Annotated in this window: 15 protein-coding genes and 6 pseudogenes; 9 read left to right on the top strand and 12 right to left on the bottom strand. The window is 51.8% G+C overall.

Features of this window, described 5'->3' with window-relative positions; all coding sequences use genetic code 11:
• From AB9F29_RS20335 to AB9F29_RS20310, 6 genes and pseudogenes are all read right to left on the bottom strand, one after another.
• Positions 1-3371: beta strand repeat-containing protein (locus AB9F29_RS20335; protein ID WP_369757037.1), on the bottom strand; the 3371-nt coding region annotated here is incomplete at its 3' end.
• A 334-nt stretch (positions 3372-3705) separates the two neighbouring features.
• Positions 3706-3870: pseudogene (locus AB9F29_RS20330) on the bottom strand (lysozyme); the annotation flags it as partial.
• Positions 3871-3882: 12 nt separating this feature from the next.
• Positions 3883-4248: a hypothetical protein gene (locus AB9F29_RS20325; protein ID WP_369757036.1), complete on the bottom strand. Its 366-nt coding sequence runs from the start codon at positions 4246-4248 to the stop codon at positions 3883-3885.
• 49 nt (positions 4249-4297) lie between these two features.
• A complete protein-coding gene (locus tag AB9F29_RS20320) occupies positions 4298-4618 on the bottom strand; it encodes a hypothetical protein (protein WP_369757035.1) in 321 nt (106 codons plus the stop codon).
• Between the two features lie 56 nt (positions 4619-4674).
• Positions 4675-5517: a hypothetical protein gene (locus tag AB9F29_RS20315; RefSeq protein WP_369757034.1), complete on the bottom strand. Its 843-nt coding sequence runs from the start codon at positions 5515-5517 to the stop codon at positions 4675-4677.
• 9 nt (positions 5518-5526) lie between these two features.
• Positions 5527-5940, bottom strand: coding sequence for a hypothetical protein (locus AB9F29_RS20310; RefSeq protein WP_369757033.1), 414 nt, complete (start codon positions 5938-5940; stop codon positions 5527-5529).
• A 674-nt stretch (positions 5941-6614) separates the two neighbouring features.
• Here AB9F29_RS20310 and AB9F29_RS20305 point away from each other — a divergent pair.
• Together AB9F29_RS20305 and AB9F29_RS20300 are read left to right on the top strand one after the other, a co-directional pair.
• A pseudogene (locus AB9F29_RS20305) lies at positions 6615-6665 on the top strand (hypothetical protein); the annotation flags it as partial.
• Between the two features lie 101 nt (positions 6666-6766).
• Positions 6767-7147 (top strand): annotated as a pseudogene (locus AB9F29_RS20300) (hypothetical protein).
• Positions 7148-7690: 543 nt separating this feature from the next.
• On the opposite strand, the gene AB9F29_RS20295 reads toward AB9F29_RS20300, so the two are convergent.
• A complete protein-coding gene (locus tag AB9F29_RS20295; protein WP_369757032.1) occupies positions 7691-8965 on the bottom strand; it encodes a hypothetical protein in 1275 nt (424 codons plus the stop codon).
• Positions 8966-9451: 486 nt separating this feature from the next.
• Between AB9F29_RS20295 and AB9F29_RS20290 the strand changes: the two are divergent.
• A pseudogene (locus AB9F29_RS20290) lies at positions 9452-9561 on the top strand (integrase); the annotation flags it as partial.
• On the opposite strand, the gene AB9F29_RS20285 reads toward AB9F29_RS20290, so the two are convergent.
• Complete coding sequence (locus AB9F29_RS20285) at positions 9554-10297, bottom strand: hypothetical protein (protein WP_369757031.1); 744 nt, start codon at positions 10295-10297, stop codon at positions 9554-9556. The pseudogene AB9F29_RS20290 and the gene AB9F29_RS20285 overlap by 8 nt on opposite strands.
• Before the next feature lie 1614 nt (positions 10298-11911).
• On the opposite strand from AB9F29_RS20285, the gene AB9F29_RS20280 reads away from it, so the two are divergent.
• The 3 genes from AB9F29_RS20280 to AB9F29_RS20270 all read left to right on the top strand — a co-directional run bounded on the left by AB9F29_RS20280 (position 11912) and on the right by AB9F29_RS20270 (position 14763).
• A complete protein-coding gene (locus AB9F29_RS20280) occupies positions 11912-12340 on the top strand; it encodes a hypothetical protein (RefSeq protein ID WP_369757030.1) in 429 nt (142 codons plus the stop codon).
• A 638-nt stretch (positions 12341-12978) separates the two neighbouring features.
• Positions 12979-13896, top strand: a complete 918-nt coding sequence (locus AB9F29_RS20275; RefSeq protein WP_369757029.1) for an acyltransferase family protein — start codon at positions 12979-12981, stop codon at positions 13894-13896.
• A 276-nt stretch (positions 13897-14172) separates the two neighbouring features.
• Positions 14173-14763, top strand: coding sequence for a transposase (locus tag AB9F29_RS20270; RefSeq protein ID WP_335586739.1), 591 nt, complete (start codon positions 14173-14175; stop codon positions 14761-14763).
• A 146-nt stretch (positions 14764-14909) separates the two neighbouring features.
• Here AB9F29_RS20270 and AB9F29_RS20265 read toward each other — a convergent pair whose 3' ends face one another.
• Complete coding sequence (locus AB9F29_RS20265; protein ID WP_369757028.1) at positions 14910-15272, bottom strand: hypothetical protein; 363 nt, start codon at positions 15270-15272, stop codon at positions 14910-14912.
• Between the two features lie 664 nt (positions 15273-15936).
• Here AB9F29_RS20265 and AB9F29_RS20260 point away from each other — a divergent pair.
• Positions 15937-16299, top strand: a complete 363-nt coding sequence (locus AB9F29_RS20260; RefSeq protein WP_369757027.1) for a hypothetical protein — start codon at positions 15937-15939, stop codon at positions 16297-16299.
• A 537-nt stretch (positions 16300-16836) separates the two neighbouring features.
• Here the strand turns inward: AB9F29_RS20260 and AB9F29_RS20255 are convergent.
• Positions 16837-17364 carry a GNAT family N-acetyltransferase gene (locus AB9F29_RS20255; RefSeq protein ID WP_369757026.1) on the bottom strand — a complete coding sequence of 176 codons (528 nt, stop codon included), beginning with the start codon at positions 17362-17364 and terminating at the stop codon, positions 16837-16839.
• Between the two features lie 286 nt (positions 17365-17650).
• Here AB9F29_RS20255 and AB9F29_RS20250 point away from each other — a divergent pair.
• A pseudogene (locus AB9F29_RS20250) lies at positions 17651-17884 on the top strand (IS3 family transposase); the annotation flags it as partial.
• A 237-nt stretch (positions 17885-18121) separates the two neighbouring features.
• Here AB9F29_RS20250 and AB9F29_RS20245 read toward each other — a convergent pair.
• Positions 18122-19831, bottom strand: coding sequence for a hypothetical protein (locus tag AB9F29_RS20245; RefSeq protein ID WP_369757025.1), 1710 nt, complete (start codon positions 19829-19831; stop codon positions 18122-18124).
• 251 nt (positions 19832-20082) lie between these two features.
• Between AB9F29_RS20245 and AB9F29_RS20240 the strand changes: the two genes are divergently transcribed.
• Positions 20083-22152: an alkyl/aryl-sulfatase gene (locus tag AB9F29_RS20240; RefSeq protein ID WP_369757024.1), complete on the top strand. Its 2070-nt coding sequence runs from the start codon at positions 20083-20085 to the stop codon at positions 22150-22152.
• Positions 22153-22350: 198 nt separating this feature from the next.
• Here the strand turns inward: AB9F29_RS20240 and AB9F29_RS20235 are convergent.
• Positions 22351-22462, bottom strand: a pseudogene (locus AB9F29_RS20235) (IS30 family transposase); the annotation flags it as partial.

The following is a 22462-nucleotide window of genomic DNA, read 5'->3' as shown; positions in this document are numbered from 1 at the left end:
TCATCGGCCAAGCCGCTTACATCCGCAGTCACCGTATCCCCCAGCCCAAATACCGCCGGATCGGCGTTGTCACTGACAAGAAGCACGGTCCCAGTCAGGTCGTGATTGCCATCGTCAATCGCCCACGTATCCAACGAAACCTGTGCCGTTGCCGTTTCAAACAGCGCGTCATTGACGACAACCGTGACGCCAACTTCCCACCCAACATGCGCGGAGGTCAAAGCGAAGGTATTGTCGGAGGTGGTCTCGAGAACCACCCCATCCGCTGTCCAAGCATAGCTAATGGTAAAGCGCGGATCGTCTGTGTCGAGACCTGTGAGCTCTGCCGTAAGCGTGTGACCTGCGATCTGCGCTCCTGTGAGTGTAACCGCGACATCCTCACTCAAGACAGGCTGAAAACTGCGGGCAAAGACGCCGACGTCGCTCCCATCCTGACCAAAGGAGATCCATGTGATCGCAAACCCGCCACCCTCTAGTGCGGCGATCTGTGGGAGGTATTGATTGCCTTCAGTATAGGTGTTGACCTGCGTCTCCTCGCCTTGCGTGCTGCCATCGGCATAATAGGCCTGCGCATAGACGCCATAACTGCTGCCATCCTGACCATTGGACAGCCAAGTGATCACCCAGCCGCCATCGCTCAGCGCGGTTATCTGGGGGGAAACTTGTTGGTCGGTAGTGTGGGTGTTGACCAGCGTCTCGCCGCCAAGCGGGGAGCCATCGGCGTTATAAGCCTGTGAATAGACGCCGTTTAAGTCGCCATCCTGCCCCGTGGAGGTCCATGTGATCACCCAACCGCCATCCTCTAGCGCGGCGATCTGGGGCGCGAATTGTTCGCTTGTTGTATAGCTGTTGACCTGCGTCTCGCCGCCTTGGGCCGTTCCATCCGCGTCAAAGGCCTGTGCATAGATGCCGGAGCCGTCGCCATCCTGACCATCGGACCTCCATGAAATCACCCATCCGCCATCATTCAGCGCGGTGATCTGTTGGACGGTTTGGTTGCCAGCTGTGTAAGTATTAACCTGCGTCTCGCCGCCAAGCGGGGAGCCATCGGCGTTATAGGCCTGTGCATAGATGCCGTAGCTGTCGCCATCCTGACCAATGGATTGCCAAGAGATCACCCATCCCCCATCGCTCAGACTGGCGATTTGAGCGTTGAATTGGTCTAATGACGTCTCGGTGTTGACTTGTGTTTCGGTGCCTTGAGGCGTGCCATCGTAGTTATAGGCCTGTGCATAGACGCCATAACCACCGCCATCCTGAGGGCTATCCCATGTGATGACCCATCCACCATCGCTTAAGGCGGCGACCTGCTGGTAAGACTGAGCGCCTGCCGTCTCGGTGTTGACCCGTGTCTCGCCGCCAAACGCTTGACCATACGCGTTATAAGCCTGAGCATAGACGCCGTCACCGCTGCCATCTTGCCCCAAGGACCGCCATGTAATCACCCAGCTGCCACCGTAGAGTGCGGTGATCTGGGGGGTGTTCTGGTTGCCGTCAGTAAAGGTATTGACCAGCGTCTCGCCGCCCTGCGTCGTGCCATCGGCGTTATAGGCCTGTGCATAGATGCCGTAGCTGTCGCCATCTTGGTCAAGGGACTGCCATGTGATCACCCATCCCCCATCGCTCAGAGCGGTGATCTGCTGATTGACTTGTTGGTTGTTGGTATTGGTATTGACCTGCGTTTCCAACACGGGCGTGATATCCACGTTGACCGCACCAAGGGCTTCAACCGTTCCACCGTCGTTGGCAGTCATGCTGATCGTCGCCGCATTGTTTCCGGTGACGTCCGCAGCACCCGTATACTGGATCGCCGTGGGGGTGTTCAGGAAGGAATCGATATCCGCCGGAAGGCCCGTCAGGATCAACGCACCAGTGCCGCTGCCCGTCACGGTGACTGTGCCGCTAGAGGTCGCTTCCAGCGTACCGCTGTCCGCCGTGAGCGTCAGAGCAAAAGTCGCGTCCGCACCTGCATCGCCGAAGTGTACCGCAGAGAGATCCAGACTGGACGCCGCCGCTTCAAACGCTGTCACGTCTGAGGGCAGACCCCAGTTCACGCTGCCGTCTGCGTTATAGGCTTGTGAATAGATGCCGTTACTGCTGCCATCCTGGCCAGTGGACGTCCATGTAATCACCCAACCGCCATCGCTCAGCGCGGTGATCTGGGGAGAGTTCTGATCGCCGAGTGTGAAGGCATTAACCTGTGTCTCCACGCCTCGCGGCGTGCCGTCTGCATTATAGGCCTGTGCATAGACGCCGCTATCGCTGCCATCTTGCCCACGTGAAGCCCATATGGCGACCCATCCGCCATCATTCAGCGCGGCGGTCTGGTCGCCGTACTGGTCACCAGCTGTGGAGGTATTGACCTGAGTCTCGATCCCTTGAGGCGAGCCATCAGCGTTATAGGCCTGTGAATATATGCCGTAAATGTCGCCATCCGGCGACGTCCATGTGACAACCCAACCGCCATCGCTCAGCGCGGTGATAGTTGGGAACTGTTGCTGTCCTGTTGTTTCGGTGTTGACCTGTACCTCGCCGCCTCGGGGCGTGCCGTCGGCATTATAGGCCTGCGCATAGGCGCCGCGTCTGTCGCCGTCCTGATCAACGGACACCCATGTGATCACCCATCCACCATCACTCAGTGCGGTGACTTGGGGGGTATTCTGATCGCCTACTGTGTAGGTGTTGACCGGAACCTCGCCGCCTTGGGGCGTGCCATTGGCATTATAGGTCTGCGCATAGATGCCGTTTGACTCGCCATCCTGGCCATTGGACTCCCATGTAATCACCCAGCCACCATCACTCAGTGCGGCGATCTGTGGTTCGGTCTGGCCCAGTGTCGTGTAGGTGTTGACCAGTGTCTCGCCGCCCTGCGTCGTGCCGTCGGCGTTATAGGCCTGTGCGTAGATGCCGCCACCTTCGGCATCCTGATTAATGGACTGCCATGTGATCACCCAGCCGCCATCGCTCAGGGCCGTGATCTGTTGGTTGTACTGGGAGCTTGTCGTGTGGGTATTGACCCGTGTTTCGCTGCCTTGCGTGGTCCCATCGGCATTAAAGGCTTGTGAAAAGACACCAACGAGGTTGCCATCCTGACCATTGGATTCCCATGTGATCACCCATCCGCCATCGCTCAGTGCGGCGATCTCTGCGTTTAACTGATGGCCTGCTGTATACGAGTTGACCTGTGTTTCAACGCCTTGTGCGGTACCATCGGCGTTATAGGCCTGCGAAAAGACCCCGTAATTGTCGCCATCCTGAGTATTGGACTGCCATGTGATCACCCATCCGCCATCACTCAGGGCGGTGATTTTTTGCTTCTGCTGAGCGTTCGTTGTTTCGGTGTTGACCTGTGTTTCTGAATGAATGGACATAAGAATAGGGTACTCGCTTGTTTGAACTTGTGAAAAGAAATGTGGGGGAAATCGACGGCGCAATCAGGACGGGCCGCACCAAATGCACGCGATGCATTCGTGTTGAGGGGTGTCCATGCCTGCTGCCTAAAACGCCGATTTTAAATCATTTTTCGCCGCGTCAAGCGATGTCCCATGCTACGTGCGTAAACTATTTGTTAATCTTTTCAATCAGTTTCTCAAAAAGTAAAAAAGGCCAACCACCTCGTGGCCAATTTAGGGAACAAGGTATGGTGATGTTCGGTGCAGAACCACCAAGCGCCGCCAAGAATGAGCCACGGATTTGGAAGACGCATCACCCCAACCCAGAGAGGCACTGCTTGCGCTCGGCCCCGCGTCGATTGCTCAAACCACGGATCACCTTGCCACCCACCTCGTTCCAACGCGGCAATTCATGGCAGGCCCCCAGCAGATCGCCCGCATTCATTTTACGCACCAGTGTTGAGCGACAGGCCGCACCGACGCCAACGTTCTAGGACCAAGCCATTCTCGCGATCTTCGTGTTCACGGGGATATTGATTGGTGACGCCAAACAGTGATCAAGCTGGCGTTCAAATTCAAGGAGGCCCTCGGCCAGCATCTCCGCGCATTGCGCATCGGTGTAGTAATCCCCCTGCCCCACGCCGCGCGTTTCGCCGTGACACACCGTCCAGACCTTGCCGATGCTGTCCCAATAGGCTTGATTTTCCTTTCCTTCCCAACCGCCAACAAAGGAAACCGCACTGGCCAATGCCACAGCACTCGCCGCAAGGATGCCCACGCCGCGCCCGCCGTCATCGCCACTGCGCCAATGATGGCCAAAATTGCCGACCATGCGCCGGTCAAAACCTGTTTCCATTCTGGAATCAATCTCATATTCTTGCCTCGCTTCTGTTGTTTCAATTGGATTATTTGGGGAATACGCCAAGCGTCTTGAGCGCCGCATAGGCCGCACCAACCACCGCAATCAGCGAGGCCACCGCCTTGAGCGACGACATCATGCGCCGCTGGGTGCGATAGGCGAGAATGATTTCTTTGAGCGTCGTGCCCTCTTGCACCAAACGCCGCAGATCATCGCGCGCGGGCTTGTCTTGGAAAATCTCCGCCAGAGAATGCAGCGCAAGACGCTCCGCTTCCGTAAATTGCGCCAAGTAGGTTTTAGCAGGGCTTTGGCCCCGCTGGTCGCATAGGTCATCCGTCACATCGGCACTCCGTGTGTTCAGGCGCATTTTGGCGCCAAGGTTGGTGTCATGATTGGTTTGGGGCGCAGGCCCCTTTGGCATGCCTAGAGCGTTTGCGCTTCGGCGACGGCCGTCGCGCTTTCGGCATAAGCCCAGTCGACGGCCTGCAGAACGTCATCGCATGTGGCTGCCGCCAGCATCCGCCGCTCGGCTTCCTGACGGATGCCCTCGGTGCGCATCACCACCCAGTTTTCAAAGGCGACTTTTTGGCCAATCAGCGCCAGCTCGTCCGCCGTGGAGGTGCCGGAATATTTCACCGCCTGCTCCAAGGCCACTTGATCGGAAGCGCTCAGCGTGCCGGCAAGTGCGCGGTCATAGATCGCCCGTTTCAACAGCCATCTTTGGCGGGTTGTGTCATCTGGATTGCCCAGAACCGCCCGCGCGACCGCTTCGCTTTCCCCATAAAGCGCCGTGATAAAGGTGGCACGGAAGTCATTGATATCCGGCGTAATTACAAAGCCTTCAGGCAGAGAAATCCCTTCCGGTACCGCCGTCACTTCAAGCGTTACGGTCACCGATCGCAAGGGCCACGCCTGTTTGAGCGTCACCTCATAAATCCCGGGCTGGGCAAAGACGACCCGAGGGGCTGTGACGTTAAAACTCCCGTTCACATAAGTCGATTTGATCTCCAGCTCCAATGGATTGAGCGCGTCGACATCGGGCAGAACCACGCCAAACCAGCGCATCGCGAGGTCCGGAGGTGCCGGACGCGGCACCGGCTTGCCGTTGACAAAATACCAATCCTCGTCGCCATATTCCAAGGGGATCATCGCGTGGTTTGCCGGCAAGTTGGCCATCATGATCGAGATCGCGTCGGCCTGTGTTTCTCCAACCTCCAGACTTTGCCCCGTCCCGATGTCGTAAATTGTGTACCGAATGTTATCCATCGGAAGTCCTCACTTTTTTGTCTGTGTGATTGCGAGATATCGCTGTTTTGCGGTTATGTAGGGACCGTAGCCCTCAACGGTGTAGGTGGTTGAGCCGCCCGACGTGTTTCCATCCTCATGAACCACATGCACCGTCGCGCTTTGGAGCGTGTTCGTTCCAGTGCCCGTTGGCGGAATGGTCACAGAAACACCGGTGCGGATTTCCACGCCATCGCGCTTGATCTTGAAGGTTGCAATCCTTGCCGTCGGCCCAACCACACTCGTAATTGAACAGTTGAATTCAAGTAGGGACGTATAGCCCGCAACGCGGGTGATGGTTTTGGTGGCCACAGTGCTGTAGCTGCTGGCGATTCCTGCATCCCCAGAACTATAAGATCTCGCCGTCGTCGTGACCGCCGATCCCGCGATTTGCAGCGTATCCACGGCGAGATTGCCGATCTTGGCGGTGGTGATCGCATTCCTCGATGAAATGTTATCTTCATTTTCTTTTTACAAACATTTTTGAGGATCAGTGATTATGGCTAGGCACAGAGTTTTCATCAACTATCATCCTGCCAACGATCAGCGCCCTTCGACGGACCCGAAATACATAAATGCAGCGCCTGAGATAGAGAAAAAGGCCATCTACCCCGAGCACACGAGTTGGGCATTTTGAAGCGTGAACCATTTCAGGACGTGTTATGGCATCGTCTTTGCGCTTCTGACGTTATGGTCATGTTAGACACGCCAACATATTTTGACAGCAAGTGGACCCGTCAAGAAAGCGGGCGCGCAAAAGCGAAAGACAATCACGTGCTGAGGGTTATTTGACCTGAGCACAAACCAAATAGGATGACCGATCTTGCCGAAAAGGCGCTACGATCTGATCAGGCTCGAGCCCCAGTTCTGGTTTACGATCACATCGGTATTCGCGAAGCTTAGGGTGCCCATTTTCAATGGTTGAATGACCACATTGCAGCCGTTCGCTCGATTAAGGTATCAGAGGCGGCTTGCTCATTGTCGGGTCCGGAGGCGTAATCTTGTCTGCTTCAATTTTCCTTTCCGCAGGGGGGCCTGATCCAAAACGTGGCCCAGAGCATGCAGCCACCGCAGACACCGTGGCCATTAATGCCGCCATCTCTGCGCTTGTCCACGTGACGCTTGGAAGGAGACCGTTGGTTGGGAGCGGCTATCCCGCTATTACACCCATGGTATTAGAAGTGGCAAAAGCCCGGATGTCGATTACGGAAAGTGGGTTACGCGGAACCAATTGGGCTTTTTCAACGGTGAATACCTTGAGGAAAACGAACTATTCAAAAACGTTGTTTACACGGACGAGGTCGACCGCAACTTGGAGGCAAGCCTGTAAGGAATGCGCCGTCGGATGTTCTCAGAGCATGAATTTAGCGACGCTGTATTCCTTGGTGGGATGGGCGGCATCCTAGAAGAATTTGACCTATTCAAAGAACTCCAGCCAAGAGCGTCTCTAGTACCAGTGATTTCGACGGGCGGCGCTGCAAAACTGTTAGCCGATCAACTGAGCAACGTCAGCAAGGATCTTTCTACGGGTTTGGACTACTTTGCATTGCTCCACCGCCATCTTGATTTTTCTACGCGGGAAAGGATAGCACTCCTGACGAGCAACCTTTAGTGCAGGAAGTCCGTTTTTGGGGGAACGACGGCGTTAATGATTGAGGCTCTAAAAACTAGGGTCCTATAATGTCCGCTTTTCACTACTGAATTGGCTGCGGCGCTAGTGGAGCGAAGGTCTCCATTCCGCCCTTTTTGCCTGCGAGGCGAAGGGTTTAGCATCAAAGGCCTAGCGGTCCACGACAGTTGCCATTTCAAACTGGCGCCCGATCCCGTCGATCCATTTTCGCTGAACTTCTGTCCAAGGTCGTCTGTGTAAAATAGCATCTACTGCATGTCGCACGCGATCTATAGGGTGCTGGGGGATGACTTTAAGAGACATCGCACACTGTATTTTTGAGCATATCCGAGCTGGTAAAAACAAAGAGCTCGGGCTCCTCGCTCTACACATCGTTAAGCTATCGGCGGGTGGCGGCGCCTTGTTCTACCCCGCCACCTACCTTTTATAGTTCCTAGGCGCTCAACTTGCAAAAATCGTGCTTTTCCACACGGTTTTCACGTACGGCCCAATCCGCGATGAACTGCCCCCTTTTGAAGCAGATGTTTACCAAGCGCGCCCCAAACCTTTAGACATGGTCCACACGTTAAATCTTTGCATCCTAGAGCTTTGGTAAACGCCCTTGGCCGAGGCCATGCCAGGAATTTCAATTCTTGATTTTTCGATCAACTGTTGCGATTTTTTAATCACTGGATCAATTGCATATTTCAGGCGCAGCGCCTCTTGCTGCCAGTTCTGCTTGCCCATGTTCTCAAAGTTGAAATCCATGATGCTCGAATGGTCCTGAATCGAGATATAATAACAGCCCAAGATTGGGCAGGTCTCAAAGAGCTTTAGGTCGAATTCCTTGGCAGCGATAAGCTCGTTGGCCGCCTCCATTTCTCGCACGTCAGCAACAAAATCGGCCAGCTGGTTTAGCAAAACAGCGACGGTTTCGCATGCACCGGCCACCGTGTTTGTCGCAGCGCCACCATCGATTAGGAGGCCAAGACCTTTCGCAGCGAATGCGCCGGAGTGGATGCCGGCTTTTCTTGCTTTGTAACTGATTTGTCGGTCCAAAATTTGACTGATTGCCGTCAGAGCTTCGGAGGGGTCCCCCATGCGGATAGAGGGGCGAATCTTCATCATTTTTTCCGCGCTATCGATGGTTTTAATAACGTCATTCCAGCCAAGCACAGCTTTTCCACCGGATGTGACCAAGCCAAAAAGTGGCGCCGCACTGATCGCGAACTCTTGGGCACTTGAACCGAACACGGCTCCGATGATCTCTTTTTTGGGGCCGTCGGAAATACCTGTGGTTATCAACTCGATCGTGTCCTCGATCTTACTTGCAAGGCTGCCAAACTTTTTAGTCGCTTTGGCTGCCTTATAGCTAACACCAGCTGAAGACTTAGCAACCGCCTCCGTTTTCGACCAGAAATCATCTTTTTTGGCTCGGGCCACGCCAAAAACGCTGTGTTTCAGTTCCAGCTTCTTCCCATCGAACATCTTCGCCTTGGCGGCGTTCTGGAGCTTGCGGATCTCGTTCTTGGCGAAAAAGTCTTCCCACTCATCCCCCAAACTATCAAAACTTACCTCAGAACCTAAAACGTTAAGCTGCTTGTAGAGGTCCGCCACCGCGCCTTTAGAATTCCTGACGCTTTTGTGCCAATTCTGTTTCTTTGAGTTCTGCGCATTTATCCAGCTAACCAGCGCAAATTTTGCCTGAGATTCATTTCGAACCATCAATGCTTGATCAATCGCTTTGAGCGCAGCACTCCGTGGACTCGTTAACGAATATGTATTCTTCATCCAATCGGCGTGCGACATAATCAATGCCATATTTCCTCCTAAACGTTTTAATTCTAAAGATTAGACGCTCCATTTTTTAAGAATTTTGCAGCCTAAAACTGAAGGAGTTCTGCATTTTCGGGCGGGAAATGGGTCGCTGACATGTCAATATGTAAATATTCATACTGTTTGGTTCTGTTGTGTCAAGGTGATGAATACTCTGAGATTTTTAGACACCTTATTTGAACAGCTTAGGCGAAGCCAACAGCAGAGTCTCCGGCGGCATTTGGATCAAAGAGGGCACCAATGCGCCAGCCCTTGGTTTGCGAATGACCGAATTATTTACAACAGGCAGGTCTACGCAAATAGGCACAACGACAAGGCTGTAGATCGGTACTTTGCCGCCATTCGTTATTGCGAAAACAAAACGCAAGGAAAAGACTTCAGCAGCGTCACGGTCGAAGATCTCTGCAAGGTGCGGAACGATTTAAAACGGCGCGCACGCGCGGATGCAGAGGATCAATTATGGTGGATTGCGGCACGCATTCCATGCGGCGAACAAAAATCACCCAGATTTACAAGAAAACGGGCATCCGGCGCGCCGTTCAGCTCTTGCTAGACAAACCAAAATGGGCAGCACTATTTGATTTCACGACCTGCCCACCACAGGCGATCATCGATCATGAAAAGGACTACGCTATCTTTTTTCTCTGAGCGATCGAAAGCGATGCCGAGGACAGCGGTGTTCGTCCACGCCCACTTTTGGGTTAGGTCTTCGCACTCACTTCGAGACCCATCTGTTTGCGCTCGGCACTCCAGAAGTTTTTCACTATGGGCCGCTTGAATGTTCGCAATATCGCGGGGAGTTATACCGAAATATGTTGGCCTTGAAAAAGCCATTCCCTCGACGGAAATTGTGGGTGAGCCAGCGTGGGTAATTCCGCCACCCATATCGTGTAGGAGTATGTAGCCTCCGGTAGAAAACGGTCCTTCATCGTCGTCGGCGGGAGTTTCAACAAGAAAACCACAGGCGCTTGGCGCATGCCAAAGCACATAACGATCTGTGTTTACTGTTTTAGAATTAGTTTCCCAAAGAGAAATATTTCCTTGCTCGGGATTCTCCCGAACATTCGCCAACCTCAGTCTGGGATATTCGTCCCCGCAGGTCTTTTGAATGCCAAAGGGAAAGTAGGGTTCCATTCGCAAAACTTCACTCTTCCCAGAAAGGGTAGTTGGATAAAGGTCGGAATTATCTAGAGGTGCTTCTTTTGCGGGAGCGGGAGTTTCGGTCTCGTTTGGAACGCAAGCGCTCAGCACAGCCACGGCGATAACGGTCAGAGAGAGTCTTGCCCAAAACCTACGCGACAAAAGCATCCTCAACATAATGTCCCCCAACAAATTTATTCGCAAAAATCGTAAATATCAAATAACCGGCCCTAAAAATACCCACAATCGATTTAGTCTCAATAAGGATGGTTCCGCATCGATTTTTGTTAGCTTAATTCCGTTCGGACCTGCGGCAGTCTTGCAGTTTATAGCGAAGGCCCATAATCCGCCTTTGACGCTAATGCGAGGAAAATGCCAGCTCGATTCTTGTTTTTACGTTGCTGGAAAAGTGTGGCATTCAAGCGGTATAGAAAAATAATCCGTCAAATATATCAACGATCAATTTACGAAATTTTTCGCAACTCAATGAAATAATTGGCAAAACGTTGCCTCTCCTCCGCTCTACTTTGATTTTATTAGAAGAAATCTGACAAGTGCTGTTCGTATTTGTTCTGTTCCTCCGCTCCTGTCTGGTCTTGTTGAGTTCTTTCGGGTTGGCTTGGGCGCGATCCTTCTGAACCATCGTCAACACCTCACCTGTAGTGCCGATTATCATGCCGAGGGACCAATACCCCAAAGGCGTTCCAACCGCGCGTTGGGGCAAGCACAAGGCTGCTCGCCCTCCCCAAACAGTTCAAAATTTACGAGACCAGTGATCTGACCATCTCACTGAACCGCGAAACACAGGTTCGGTTCACTTACGACCACAATGATGCCGACGGGGTACCCCTAAGTTTTCCCAACCTCATCATCACAACAATTCCTGTGTTCCTAGGCGGCTCTGACCTCAAATCGGAAGTGGTGATTAGTTTGGCATTCCGTTAAATTGTATGAATGCCGCATTCAACTTATTCCATTTTCTTCAGCTTCTCTGCCTTGGATAATACATCAATTGACCCTGCCGCATATGAAGAGATGGTTAATGCTGTTATTTGATATTTGGACGCTTGGGCTCGGCCTCATTTTCGCGATATTTACTATTGGTGTTTTGATCAGCGACGGCGCCATTCCAAAGAGATTTCGACCGTCAAGTCATTGGTGTTTAGTCACACAGCAGGACTTGAGGTAGGTTGCAGCGAATGTGCGCCTTCCGCCCAAGTGAACACGTCTACTTCCAGTAGAGACCGACATTCACCTCTAGCGAGATACTGCACAGTAGCTCTACCGCAAGCGAAGATTCACCAAGTGGCGAACGAAATAAGGGAAAAATCGAAAATACTGGTGCGGGTGAGAGGCAACGCTTTGTAAATCATTTCAATTGGTTGCAAATAAATTTCGTGAAAAAATCGTAATTACGTTTGGTGAAATAATTTTGAAATGAACGAAATTCAATCCTGCCCCGCCATGAAACGTGCCCGCATTTACCCATAATTACTCGATACGTTGCAAACGATGAGTATATGGCAGCACCAAAATTGCTGGCCGACACAAGAAATCCACCCCGCCCAAATCAATCGAACTTGCGACCGACAGCTCCCAAAACCATCTGAACGCTTGGCATGCCGACCTTCCCTTTATATAGATCAATGGGTTATGGATGGTGAAAAGTCATTGTTTTCATTTCTAATATTCAATCCTGTCTTCGAAGTTGGGCCACTCAGATTGAAACTCTTAGAGTTTTCACACTTCGTCAAAAAAGAACAGAATACGAGCCGAGTTTAAGGACCTATAGTGAAGAAATTTTTACGCATAGTTGACCACAACGATGGATTTGGCGTGCTGCTTCTCGCGCTTGCTCCTGGACTAACCGTAGCGTTCCTCAATCTGCTGTCCCCATGGATCAATCTATTGCCGGTTCAGTCGGCAGCAAAGGCGAGAACGTGGCTTTCAAAATTTGATGCAGATTATGCGACAGTACAGCAGTATTACTCGGCAGAGTTGGCGGAAAACTTTGTGCTGAATGAGGCGAACCTTATTGTCGTGATGATTGCCGTGACATTGAGCTTTACTTTGCTCAAATTTGCCCGACCTGGCGCTGATTTACCCTCCCCTGCAATGAAGGCACGTGGGAAACCGCCGATAAAGATGATTCCAGCAATGATAATAATGAATGCGCTTACAATTCATTTCGTGTTTTTAACGAAGCCCAATTCTATATAGAGCCAAGCCACATTCGTATTTCCTTCACGCCTGGTATCTGGGGATTTATTCTCATGAGCCTCATGGTAGGTGGCTGCGGGTTTTTCTTATATATGGCAGTCACAATTTTTTTCCTAATGCTGAGTAAATGGGATTAGTGCGCTTGCCTGCCTAAGGTTTAGCACACGCCTTGAAATTCAAAAAAACTGGTACTTAAAAGTATCTTCGATAAAGCACTGAATTAAGAGTTTCTTCAGGCGCTGTTGTCCCAAATGCAAACGCGTTCGGTCCAAGAATAACATTCTGCTAAACAGGTCTAAAGTCGCCTTCGGGCTCTGCCGCTGAATTCGCTACGCCAAACACGAACGGCTGTAATTTCAGTCCCAATGACAACGACTGTCGTTGGCAACGCAGGCAAGTGCTGGTCACGCAACGTTTTTCGGGATTCGAGCGCAAATGGGCGCAACGGCAGGCATCATTTAGCTCTTTGAGTCCGGTGTGCTGCATCACCGCATGGCCGGTTTGAGCGCAAACTGCTGTCCCGACTGCAAGCTTTACCCACCATCTTTCATTCTGAAGCCATTAGGCAGGCTGTGGTCTTACTAGAATAGTCGGACAGTTGTATGCTTTAAGAGCAGGAACTCAAAGAGGTGGAGCATTTGGAAGCGAGAAACAATCTGCCAGACATTGCACGCGGGTCACTCATTCTGTTGGTTGTTTGGGGACATCTGCTTGAGAGTGAGGGCTATGGCGGCAGTCTTTATTTTGCAATCTATACGTTTCACATCCCTGCTTTTGCGATGATCAGCGGCATGATGTCCAAGTCGAGCATGGATGCGAGAGGCTTGTTCAAAATTTGTAGGCGGCTACTCGTGCCTCTCCTCATTTTCCAAGTGGTCTACTTTATTGCGCTTGGATATTTCGCACCGGAAAGGGTAACCAACTTTTTATCGCCGGTTTGGATCGTCTGGTTTCTGTTCAGTCTGTTTATCTGGAAACTTCTATTGCCACTGGCAGTAAGACTTCCATATCCACTCCTTCTCAGCGTCGCTTTCGCGTTAGGCGCAGGGTTTATTGACGAAATTGGATTGGAATTCGGCATGTCCAGAACTCTGGTTTTCTTTCCCGCATTCATCTTTGGGCATCTATATGGCAAACGAATTTTTAAAGCCGTGCCGCAATACCGCGTTCCCCTCTGCATTCTGTTCGTCTCAATATTTTTGGTCGCTGTTTTCGTTTCTGACTACATTTCAATACGGTTGCTGTGGGGTTCCCATCCGTATTCGAATTTACCGCTCCACACACCTGGCATCGGTTACCGTGCGGTTATGATTGCCGTCGGGATCATTGCATCAATATCATTCCTTGCCATGCTGCCAACGCGTTCCAGACCATTGGCGTTGTTGGGCCAAGAGACAATGCCCGTCTATCTTTTGCACGGCCTCCCAGTCATGCTCTTTTGGGCCGGTGGGTTTCAGATGGATACTAGCTTCTTGTTTCTATCTGTCACGGCTTTGTTGTCATTGGTTATTTCGTTCTCGATTGCAATTTCTAGCATGTTGTCTTCGCGAGAATAATCCTTCCTGAGACAATTTGGCTAAAGGCAGCTTTGTCCGGAGGGTGTGTGAATTGACAAACTCATTCTTGCTGCGTCTTTCATGAATGGCTGGTTTTCCCGCTGCGCAGCAGTATCAGATTTCTCGCTCACGCGGCATTTCTCGTGCTGCGAACGCATGCAACGCAAAAATTCGATTCACAGTATGGGCCCAAAGCATGCGTAATTGGGCTACCCTCTGCTCGGAGGTCGAGCTCCCGATAAGATCACAGGATGATGTGAACAAGGGAGATGAGAAATGGAATATTTTGCCGGAATAGACGTATCGCTGCGATCCTGTGCGGTTTGCATTGTTGATGGCAAGGGTGCGGTGCAGCTTGAACGCGAGCTACCGTGTGAGATCAAGGACATAGCGGAATGCCTTGCCGCGTTTCCCTATCCGATTGAACGGGTAGGCTTTGAGGCGGGCACTCTGAGCCAACATCTGCTTTTTGGATTGAAGACAGAAGGTTTTAACGTCGTGTGTATGGAAGCACGTCAGGTCAATGCAGCGCTGTCGGCAATGCGGAACAAAACAGACAAGAATGATGCACGTGGCATCGCTCAAGTCCTGCGCACCGGTTGGTTTAGTCCGGTGCATATGAAGAGCCGAGAGGCGCACGGTGTGCGTGCTTTGCTCAGCACACGCAAGGCATTGCTGAAGAAAACGATGGATCTTGCCAACGAAGTCCGTGGGTTGCTGAAAATCTTCGGCATTCGTCTTCCGATGACCGTAAAGCACGGCGGCTTTGGCGGTGTCGTCAGACCGTTGATCGAGATGGATGACGTTCTGACACATGCGTGCAGCGGTGCCATCAAGGCATCAACTAGACTGCAAAGAGAAGCTTGACCCAGATGAGCGACGCGCCAATGGCCACTAGCGACTTCATATATCAATTGGCCTCAATTCGGGAGATCGGCCTTCAAGTCGAGATAATCCTGCCGTCCTCAACATGCACGGTGACCAATAATAATATTGGTCACCGCATTTTTTGATTATACTTTAGCCAATCGCTGCGCGCATTCTTCCGCAACTCCTGGTGTTGGCTCATCACTTCCCGAGAAGGTCGCCCAACCAGCGTCCTCCAGTAAATTGTCCCTTTTGTAGCTTGATTCAGCCAAAAGCTCCGTCATGTTGACAGTTGCCTGAGAGTCGGCTTGGAAGTTTTTAACGCAAATCGGCGCCAGAGCGGCGACGACCGCAGCAGACGTTTCGGTCGCACTTTGCTCAGCGGCGGTGCTGCCCAAAGTCCAGCCACCCCAACCAAATCCGACACCTATTGCGACAACTGCACCAAGGCCGAAGCCCTGTAATAGTCGTGTAAGTGACTCGCCTTGGATCGCTGCTGGAAGTTCCATGTAATATACCTTTCGTCCGATTTCTCGGATCATCTGGAGAAGCAGCCGTAAAGCGTGCCAAACCAAATTTATTTGGAATTAGTCATGCGTGCCAGATACGACATCGCATCTCCAAACGCCTACCGCGAATGCTCGACAAAGTACACCACAGCGCGATTTTCGGAAAAATTGTTTAAGATACTGTTTCAAACGGAGCCAGCCATGATGCTGCGTGATGCACGAATGGCTGGTTTAGAAAAGCTGCGTCGCGGCATAAGATCTACTAGTGACAATGGTGCAGGTTTCAGCCCTCCTTCGAGATCATTGATTAGGGCTTTGCAAAGGGCGATTTCTGCGCATAGCAGACCTTGATGCCGAGTGCAGCGAATGGCGGCTCACCGCCCTTAGTGACGAATGCTGCGTTAGCACGATGGTTTCGAATTGAGCCCTAATTTAGGCGACGCTTCCGGCCCAGACCCGCCATTAGCCATGACCTCAAGATGCTGCAGTGCGGCCCGTCGAAGCGGACATTGGTGCATGGTGCAGCATTTTTGCTGGCTGAAAAGTCGGTGTGCGGACAAAGCGACTGTGCTTTCGCCCATGCCCGAATAGTTTTAAGCTCAATCTATATAGTTGTTAGCTCGGTATATAAGTGTCTTGCTATGGATGTACGGAATACAACTGAATGAACGGAAACTCACCGATAAGCGTAGGTCTTGCAGGAGACGGTGATGAAGTTGATGCTATCGAGAATGTCGAACGGGTCTTCGCTATAAAACTCAATTACAATGATGCATCATCTTGGGAAACTGCGGGCGATGTGTTCATGTCTCTGCAAAAAGTGCTTCCTGCCAGTGAGTTGTCCAGCCAAACGCTTTGGGAACGATTTGCAGAAGCTCTTGCGCTGGAAACTGGCGTTGACGCCAAGAAAATTGATCGAAATAGCCCTTTACTGCTGCCTACGAGTTTTTCTTGGAAAATCGCCCTTGTTCGGGTTAGCATCGCCGCTTTTCTGATTTTCGGTCTTCTCTTCTTGGTCTCGCTTTGATCGCCCTTTCGGTACTGGCCCTTCGATACTGAGGGCTCCTTGTGGACCTTCGCGGCACGATGCGCTGATGCCCGCCAAGCCGGACATAACTGCCGTTGGAAATTCTAAACGAATTCCGCTCTTCTGGTTCTTTACGTCAACCTGTTCGGATTGAAATTTAAATGAAAAATCTAATAATCTTCTTGCTTTTTGTTCTTTTGATCTGGTTTGGATCAACGATAGTTCGACTTGAAAATATCAACTATGCCAATATCTTAAACATGTGTCCTGCATTCGTTCCAAGTCAGCCGAGTACCTTTACGGAAACGCAGGAGTGTTTTGACGAAGTGCAAACGCGAACCAGCTTCATTTGGCATCTGCTCTATGGATTGAAATTGATTTAGTCTAGCAACTGTGCTCATAGCCGACATTCGCTGCGTTTGCACACGAAATCAACGTCAAATCGGGGGGCGAGCGGCGGCTATGCGGACTTAGCCGTCGTTGGTTTGCCGCCCAAATACAATCATCCCAATGCGAACATTGCTAGGCGACGGACCGTCAGAGGTCTTTTGAAAAATAGTGCATATAGGGGCGTAGCATTGGTTGTTCATTGTACGTTGTTGTTCTTATCGGCTCATCCAACTCTGTAAATCCAAGCTTCGGAAAAAGATCCCTCATCTCAACATTAGGTGTAAGTGTATCTGCGATCAGACGTTTCAAGCCCATGTTTCGCGCCGCGAGATCCAGAGCTTCGATCAATGCTCTACCTGTGCCAGTCCCTCTCGTGTCTTCGGAGACAAAGAGCCTCTTCCACTCACCTGTGTGTTGATCGAAGCGTTTCAACATACCGCATCCAACGACTTCTCCCGTGCTTTTTCGCGCCAAGACGAGACAGCCCTCAGGAGGTAAGTAGTCGTCCGAATTGGCCCAAAACTCTGCAATCGCGCTTTGCGGAGCAGCAGGGGGGATATCGAAGCCAATGTCTCGCATGCGGTGGACAGCGAAATCATAATATTGGGATAAGATGCCCGAGAGGTCCTCTTTGGGTGGCAAAGTTTTGCATACTTCGATCTCAATGCTTTTCATTGGACAACTCAATCATAGCCAGATCTTTGCAGGGCTTGGCGCGCTCGATAGCTTACGAGGTAAATTTACAAACAGTCAACAATCAAGGCCATTTTTCGTATGCAGCATAGGTTAATTTGGGATCCTAGCCGACTTTCGCTGCGTTTGCATCTATTGAGAGCCACGGCTTTGACGCGAACGGCCCAAACCTGCCGTTCACGAAAGCCTCAAATGCTGCGGCGCAGTCCGTCAAAGCGGACATTCACGCGTTGCCGCAGCATTAATTGGGCGTTAAGGTCTGCCATCCAAACATGGTTTCAAAGTATCAATGAGTGGTAAAGGAAATTGTTACGACAATTCTATGGTGGAGACGTTCTTCAAATCCATCAAGACTGAGCTGACCTGGCGCAATCGTTGGGAAACAAGACGCCAAGCCGAAGGGGCCATATTCCAGTATATCAACGGATTCTATAACCCGCGCCGCCGCCATTCATCGCTGGGGGGCAAAAGCCCCTTGGCCTTTGAACGAAAATCTACATAAATGAGTTGGGAGACTGGAACGTAAGCGGGACAAGTCCAGTGAATATCGGATCGACAGGCCCGCATCGGCCAGCGCCGATAGTGCGCGCATCGCCTCCTCGGTACAGATACCAGAGGTCACAACCAAAACGTCGGACCCGTCGGATAATTCGCGCGCGTCACCAACCTTGATGGGGGTATCAAACAGCCGTGGGACAGAGCCGCGCAAATGCGACAGAATCGTCCTTTGACATCGAGATCACGTCGGCAAGTCCAATCCCGCCTTACGAAGGCCCTGCTTGAGATGCCGGTCAAATTCCTTGCTCAGTTGCCAATTTTGGATGATCGCCGACGCTCTAGCGACAAGATTGGGCTTGAGCACAAGCAGCTTCTCAGTAGCTAACTGTGCCTGCTTGTTGTTGCCCAATTGTCCATGACTGGCGGCCTGAAACAGATGTACCCAAAAGAAATCAGGCATGTCGATCGTCTCGAGAAGCGCAAGCACCTGTTGGTATTCCCGGCGGTTATAAAGTGAAAAAACCTCTGGAAAAGAGAACCAATTGGGATGCACAGGATTCAGCGTTTTGGCGCGCTCAACCAGTAATATCCCCTCGTCCCACGCGCCGCTAAACGCAAGACGCATGCCGTAATGTGCGAGAGCCGTGCTGCTATTTGGGTTGAGCGAGAGGGCAGTTCTTCCCGCATCTTTAAAGCCGGTAATATCCCCCAGCGCAAAATAAATATTCGCAAGCATGAGATGGGCCGCAGAAGATTCAGGGTCCAATTCTACGGCGCGATTGGCCGCGTGTTTTGCATTGCGGAGCGAGGTTTTTGGCTCCGTTCCCAACTCAAAGCGGATTTCCTGCATATACAAGTTTGAGAGCACGGCCCATGCCTCCGCATAATCGGGGTCGGTGCGGGTTGCCTGCTCAACGCAGGCTTTGATTTCAGGGTGTCGACGCAGGTCTATCGCGATTTGGTAGCGATAATAACGCAGCACGCAATCATAGGCATCCAGATGATTTGGCGCTTTTCTCTCTGCTGTTTCCATCGCTTTCTTTGCCAAAATCCCGTATTTTCCAGCGAGGTTGCCAACCACATCCTGAATGATTTTGTCTTGGGTCGCATAAATTTCAGTTGGGGTTGTGTCGGTCTCGTAGTCGCGCACCCAAATATAACGTCCGGTATTTAGGTCGATCAACCTCGCGGCTATGCTTAGGGTTTCGCCGGTTTCCATAACGCTCCCTTCCAGAACGAATTCGGCTCCGAGCTCTTGGGCCAAAGCTTGAGGATCGCTGGATGTGGAATTTAGCTGCGCAATGGTGCCCAGTGGCAAAACCCATAAATCGCGAAACCGGACCAGCTCGGTCGTAAGCTGCTGGGTTATTCCCTGTGCGAAATATGCCCGTTTCGGATCTTCGCTCAGATGCAGAAAGGGCAAAACCGCAATGACCGGACCTTTGGGCGCATCCAACGCGGACGTCTGGTCGCGCGGCGTTAACTGGGACCAAGCCAGGGCTGCGGTCGCGACGAGCAAGGCCGCCACGGCCATTATCAGCGTATTTTTGATGCCGGAAGGGCCAGAACTCGGAGCAGCAGGAGCTGCGCCAAGCGGCAATGGTTGGTGCGTTTCTTGCGGCTCAAACCGCGGTGTATATCCGCCTTTTGGGATCGAAATTCGGATCGCATCCCAGCGACCGGATCCCGCATAATACCGATCCAGATCGCTGCGCAGACGACGGGCCTCTAAGCGTACAACGGGATCGTTTTGCTGTTCGAAAGTTTCGTCACGCCCGAAAACGGTCTGCGCAAGGGTCACGCCTTTTAGCCGCGCTCCCCGACCTTCCAGAGTTTCCTCGACAATAAACTGTAGAAACACCCGCCGCGGGGCTGAGGCTGAAAAATCATCCCCTTGCAGAATACGCGCCAGTTGAAGCCGAATGTCGGCGGTTGAAAACTCTTGGTCCATAGTGTCATCCATCAGCGCGGCGTAAATTTCCGGCAGCTCCGTATTTGCGACAAGGCATTATTACAAATAACTAATTGCGGCCTGAGATACACCCAATCCGCAACGGGTACAAACATGTTCGTACTTCCGCTCAAGGCCTCGCGCTGTAGTTAGGCGCGCAGGGGCGCAACCGCAAGGCTTCGCCTGAGAATCACGTTTGACGAACTTCACAGCCACTTTCTCTACAACAGACAAATAGGAGGCGTTCCAATATGGTACGGCCACAGATTTCTAATCCGACTATAAAATCGACCCTGATCGGGTCCCTTCTGGCACTTACTGCCAGTGTTGCATTTGCCCAAGATCACTTTGACCCCAAAGGCAAACAGCCGTCGCAATTCACCATCGATTTTCAGAATGAGCAGCGCGGCTTGCTTCCGTTTGAAGATGAGCGTGATTATGAGGAAAGCCGTCGCGGCTTGCTGGCAACTCCGGATTTCAAACAGATTCTAACCGAAGACGGTTCTGTTGCGTGGGATATGGAAAGCTATGAGTTCCTGCTCGGCGACGAAAAGTTTGATACCATCCACCCGTCGCTTCAACGCCAAGCTTTCTTGAACATGAACTACGGCCTGTTCGAGATTCTAGAAGATAACATCTATCAGGTGCGTGGCTTTGACCTGTCCAACATCAGCTTTATCAAAAGCGACACAGGCTGGATCATCTTTGATCCTCTGGCGTCAAAAGAAACCGCCGCGGCCGCTCTGAAATTGATCAACGATACTGTTGGTGAGCGTCCGGTTGTGGCTGTGATCTATTCGCACTCGCATGCGGATCACTATGGTGGTGTGCGCGGTGTGATCAGTGACGAAGACGTAGCGAATGGCGTAGAAGTCATTGCGCCTGTCGGGTTTATGGAACACGCAGTTTCCGAGAACGTCTATGCGGGTAACGCGATGAATCGCCGCCTGTTCTTTCAATATGGTGTTTTGTTGCCGCGCGGCCCTGAAGGCCACGTTGACCAGTCCATCGGCAAAAACATTTCGTCCGGCACAACAGGCTTAATCGAACCAACAAGATACGTTTCGGATGATATCGAAGAGATCACCATCGATGGCGTCAAAATGATTTTCCAAAACACGCCCGGCACCGAAGCTCCCGCCGAGATGAACACTTATTTCCCTGATCTCAAAGCATTCTGGGCTGCGGAAAATATCACGGGCACCATTCACAATATCTATACTCTGCGTGGCGCTTTGGTACGCGATGCGCTCAGCTGGTCCAAACATATCAACGCTGCGCTGTATTCCTTCGGCCAAGACGCCGAAGTTATGTTTGCATCGCATTCATGGCCGCGTTGGGGCAATGAGCGCATCCAAGAAGTCATGCGTTCGCAACGTGATACCTATGCCAACCTCAACAATGGTGTGTTGAACCTCGCCAATAAAGGCGTCACCGTCAACGAGGTTCACAATGTCTATGAAGTGCCTATGAGCCTTCAAAATCAGTGGTCGGCGCGCAGCTATCACGGCTCGGTCGAACATAACTCTCGTGCGGTGATCAACCGGTATCTTGGATATTGGGATGCAAACCCAACAACGCTCATCCCGCTTTCCCCCAAAGATTCCGCGCCGCTTTATGTGGAAATGATGGGTGGAGCCGCGCCAATTCTTGCCAAAGGTCAAGAGCTTGTTGATGGTGGTATGTATCTGGAAGCGACCGAAATTCTGAACAAACTGGTCTATGCAGAGCCTCAGAATCAGGACGCCAAAGACATGTTGGCCGATGCGTTTGAGCAAATCGGGTATCAAAAAGAGAGCCCCTCCGTGCGCAACTCTTTCCTCGCTGCGGCTTACGAACTGCGCAACGGTGTTCCAGAGGGGGCGTCGATCGAAACCACGGGGCCTGACACAATCAAGGCGATGCCAACTTCGATGTGGCTCGATTTCCTTGCCATCCGTTTGAACAGCGAAAAAGCAGCTGACATGAACTTTACCATCAATCTGGTCATGCCGGATATTGAGGAAAAGATCGTGGTTGAGTTGAGCAACGCGACCCTGACTCATATCGTGGGTTACACCGATGACGACGCGACGTTGAGTGTCGAAATCAATCGCTCTGACCTCGAAAAGGTGATGACCGGAGAAGTGCGCCTCCTTGACCTGATCGGTGACGATATTGCTAAATCTACAGGCGATACGTCCGTCTTGGATCAACTGGCCTCGGTACTGGACCAGTTTGATCTCGGGTTTGAATTGATTCCGGGAACGGGTGCGCAGGATCTGACCAAAGAGGCCAATCCGTTCGCCCAACCCGCGCTAGCCAACACCAACGGCGGCTAAGTAAACTGTGACATGAGGCGGCCCGGTTGTTGGGGCCGCCTCATGTTGTGAAACGACGAGCGTATATGGTCACCGCCCAAAGAGATGCATGGACGATCAAGTTATCGCCCATTTTACTTCTTCTGTGAAGGTCTGCTCTTCCTACAAATGGATTGGCTATTTCGCAGATGCGGCGAAAGTCAGGTTTGAGCGGCGATCTCAACCGGTCGACGCAACACACTCTGCGAACTTCTCTGCTGGCGTTTGATATTGCAAGGTCTTGCGAGGGCGTTCGTTGAGTTGCCTTGCGATTGCACTGAGCTTTGCTTGG

Origin of the sequence: Falsihalocynthiibacter sp. S25ZX9 (genome assembly GCF_041205405.1) — a bacterium.
In the GTDB taxonomy this organism is placed as follows: domain Bacteria; phylum Pseudomonadota; class Alphaproteobacteria; order Rhodobacterales; family Rhodobacteraceae; genus Falsihalocynthiibacter; species Falsihalocynthiibacter arcticus.
This window is presented reverse-complemented; position numbering and strand designations above follow the sequence as displayed.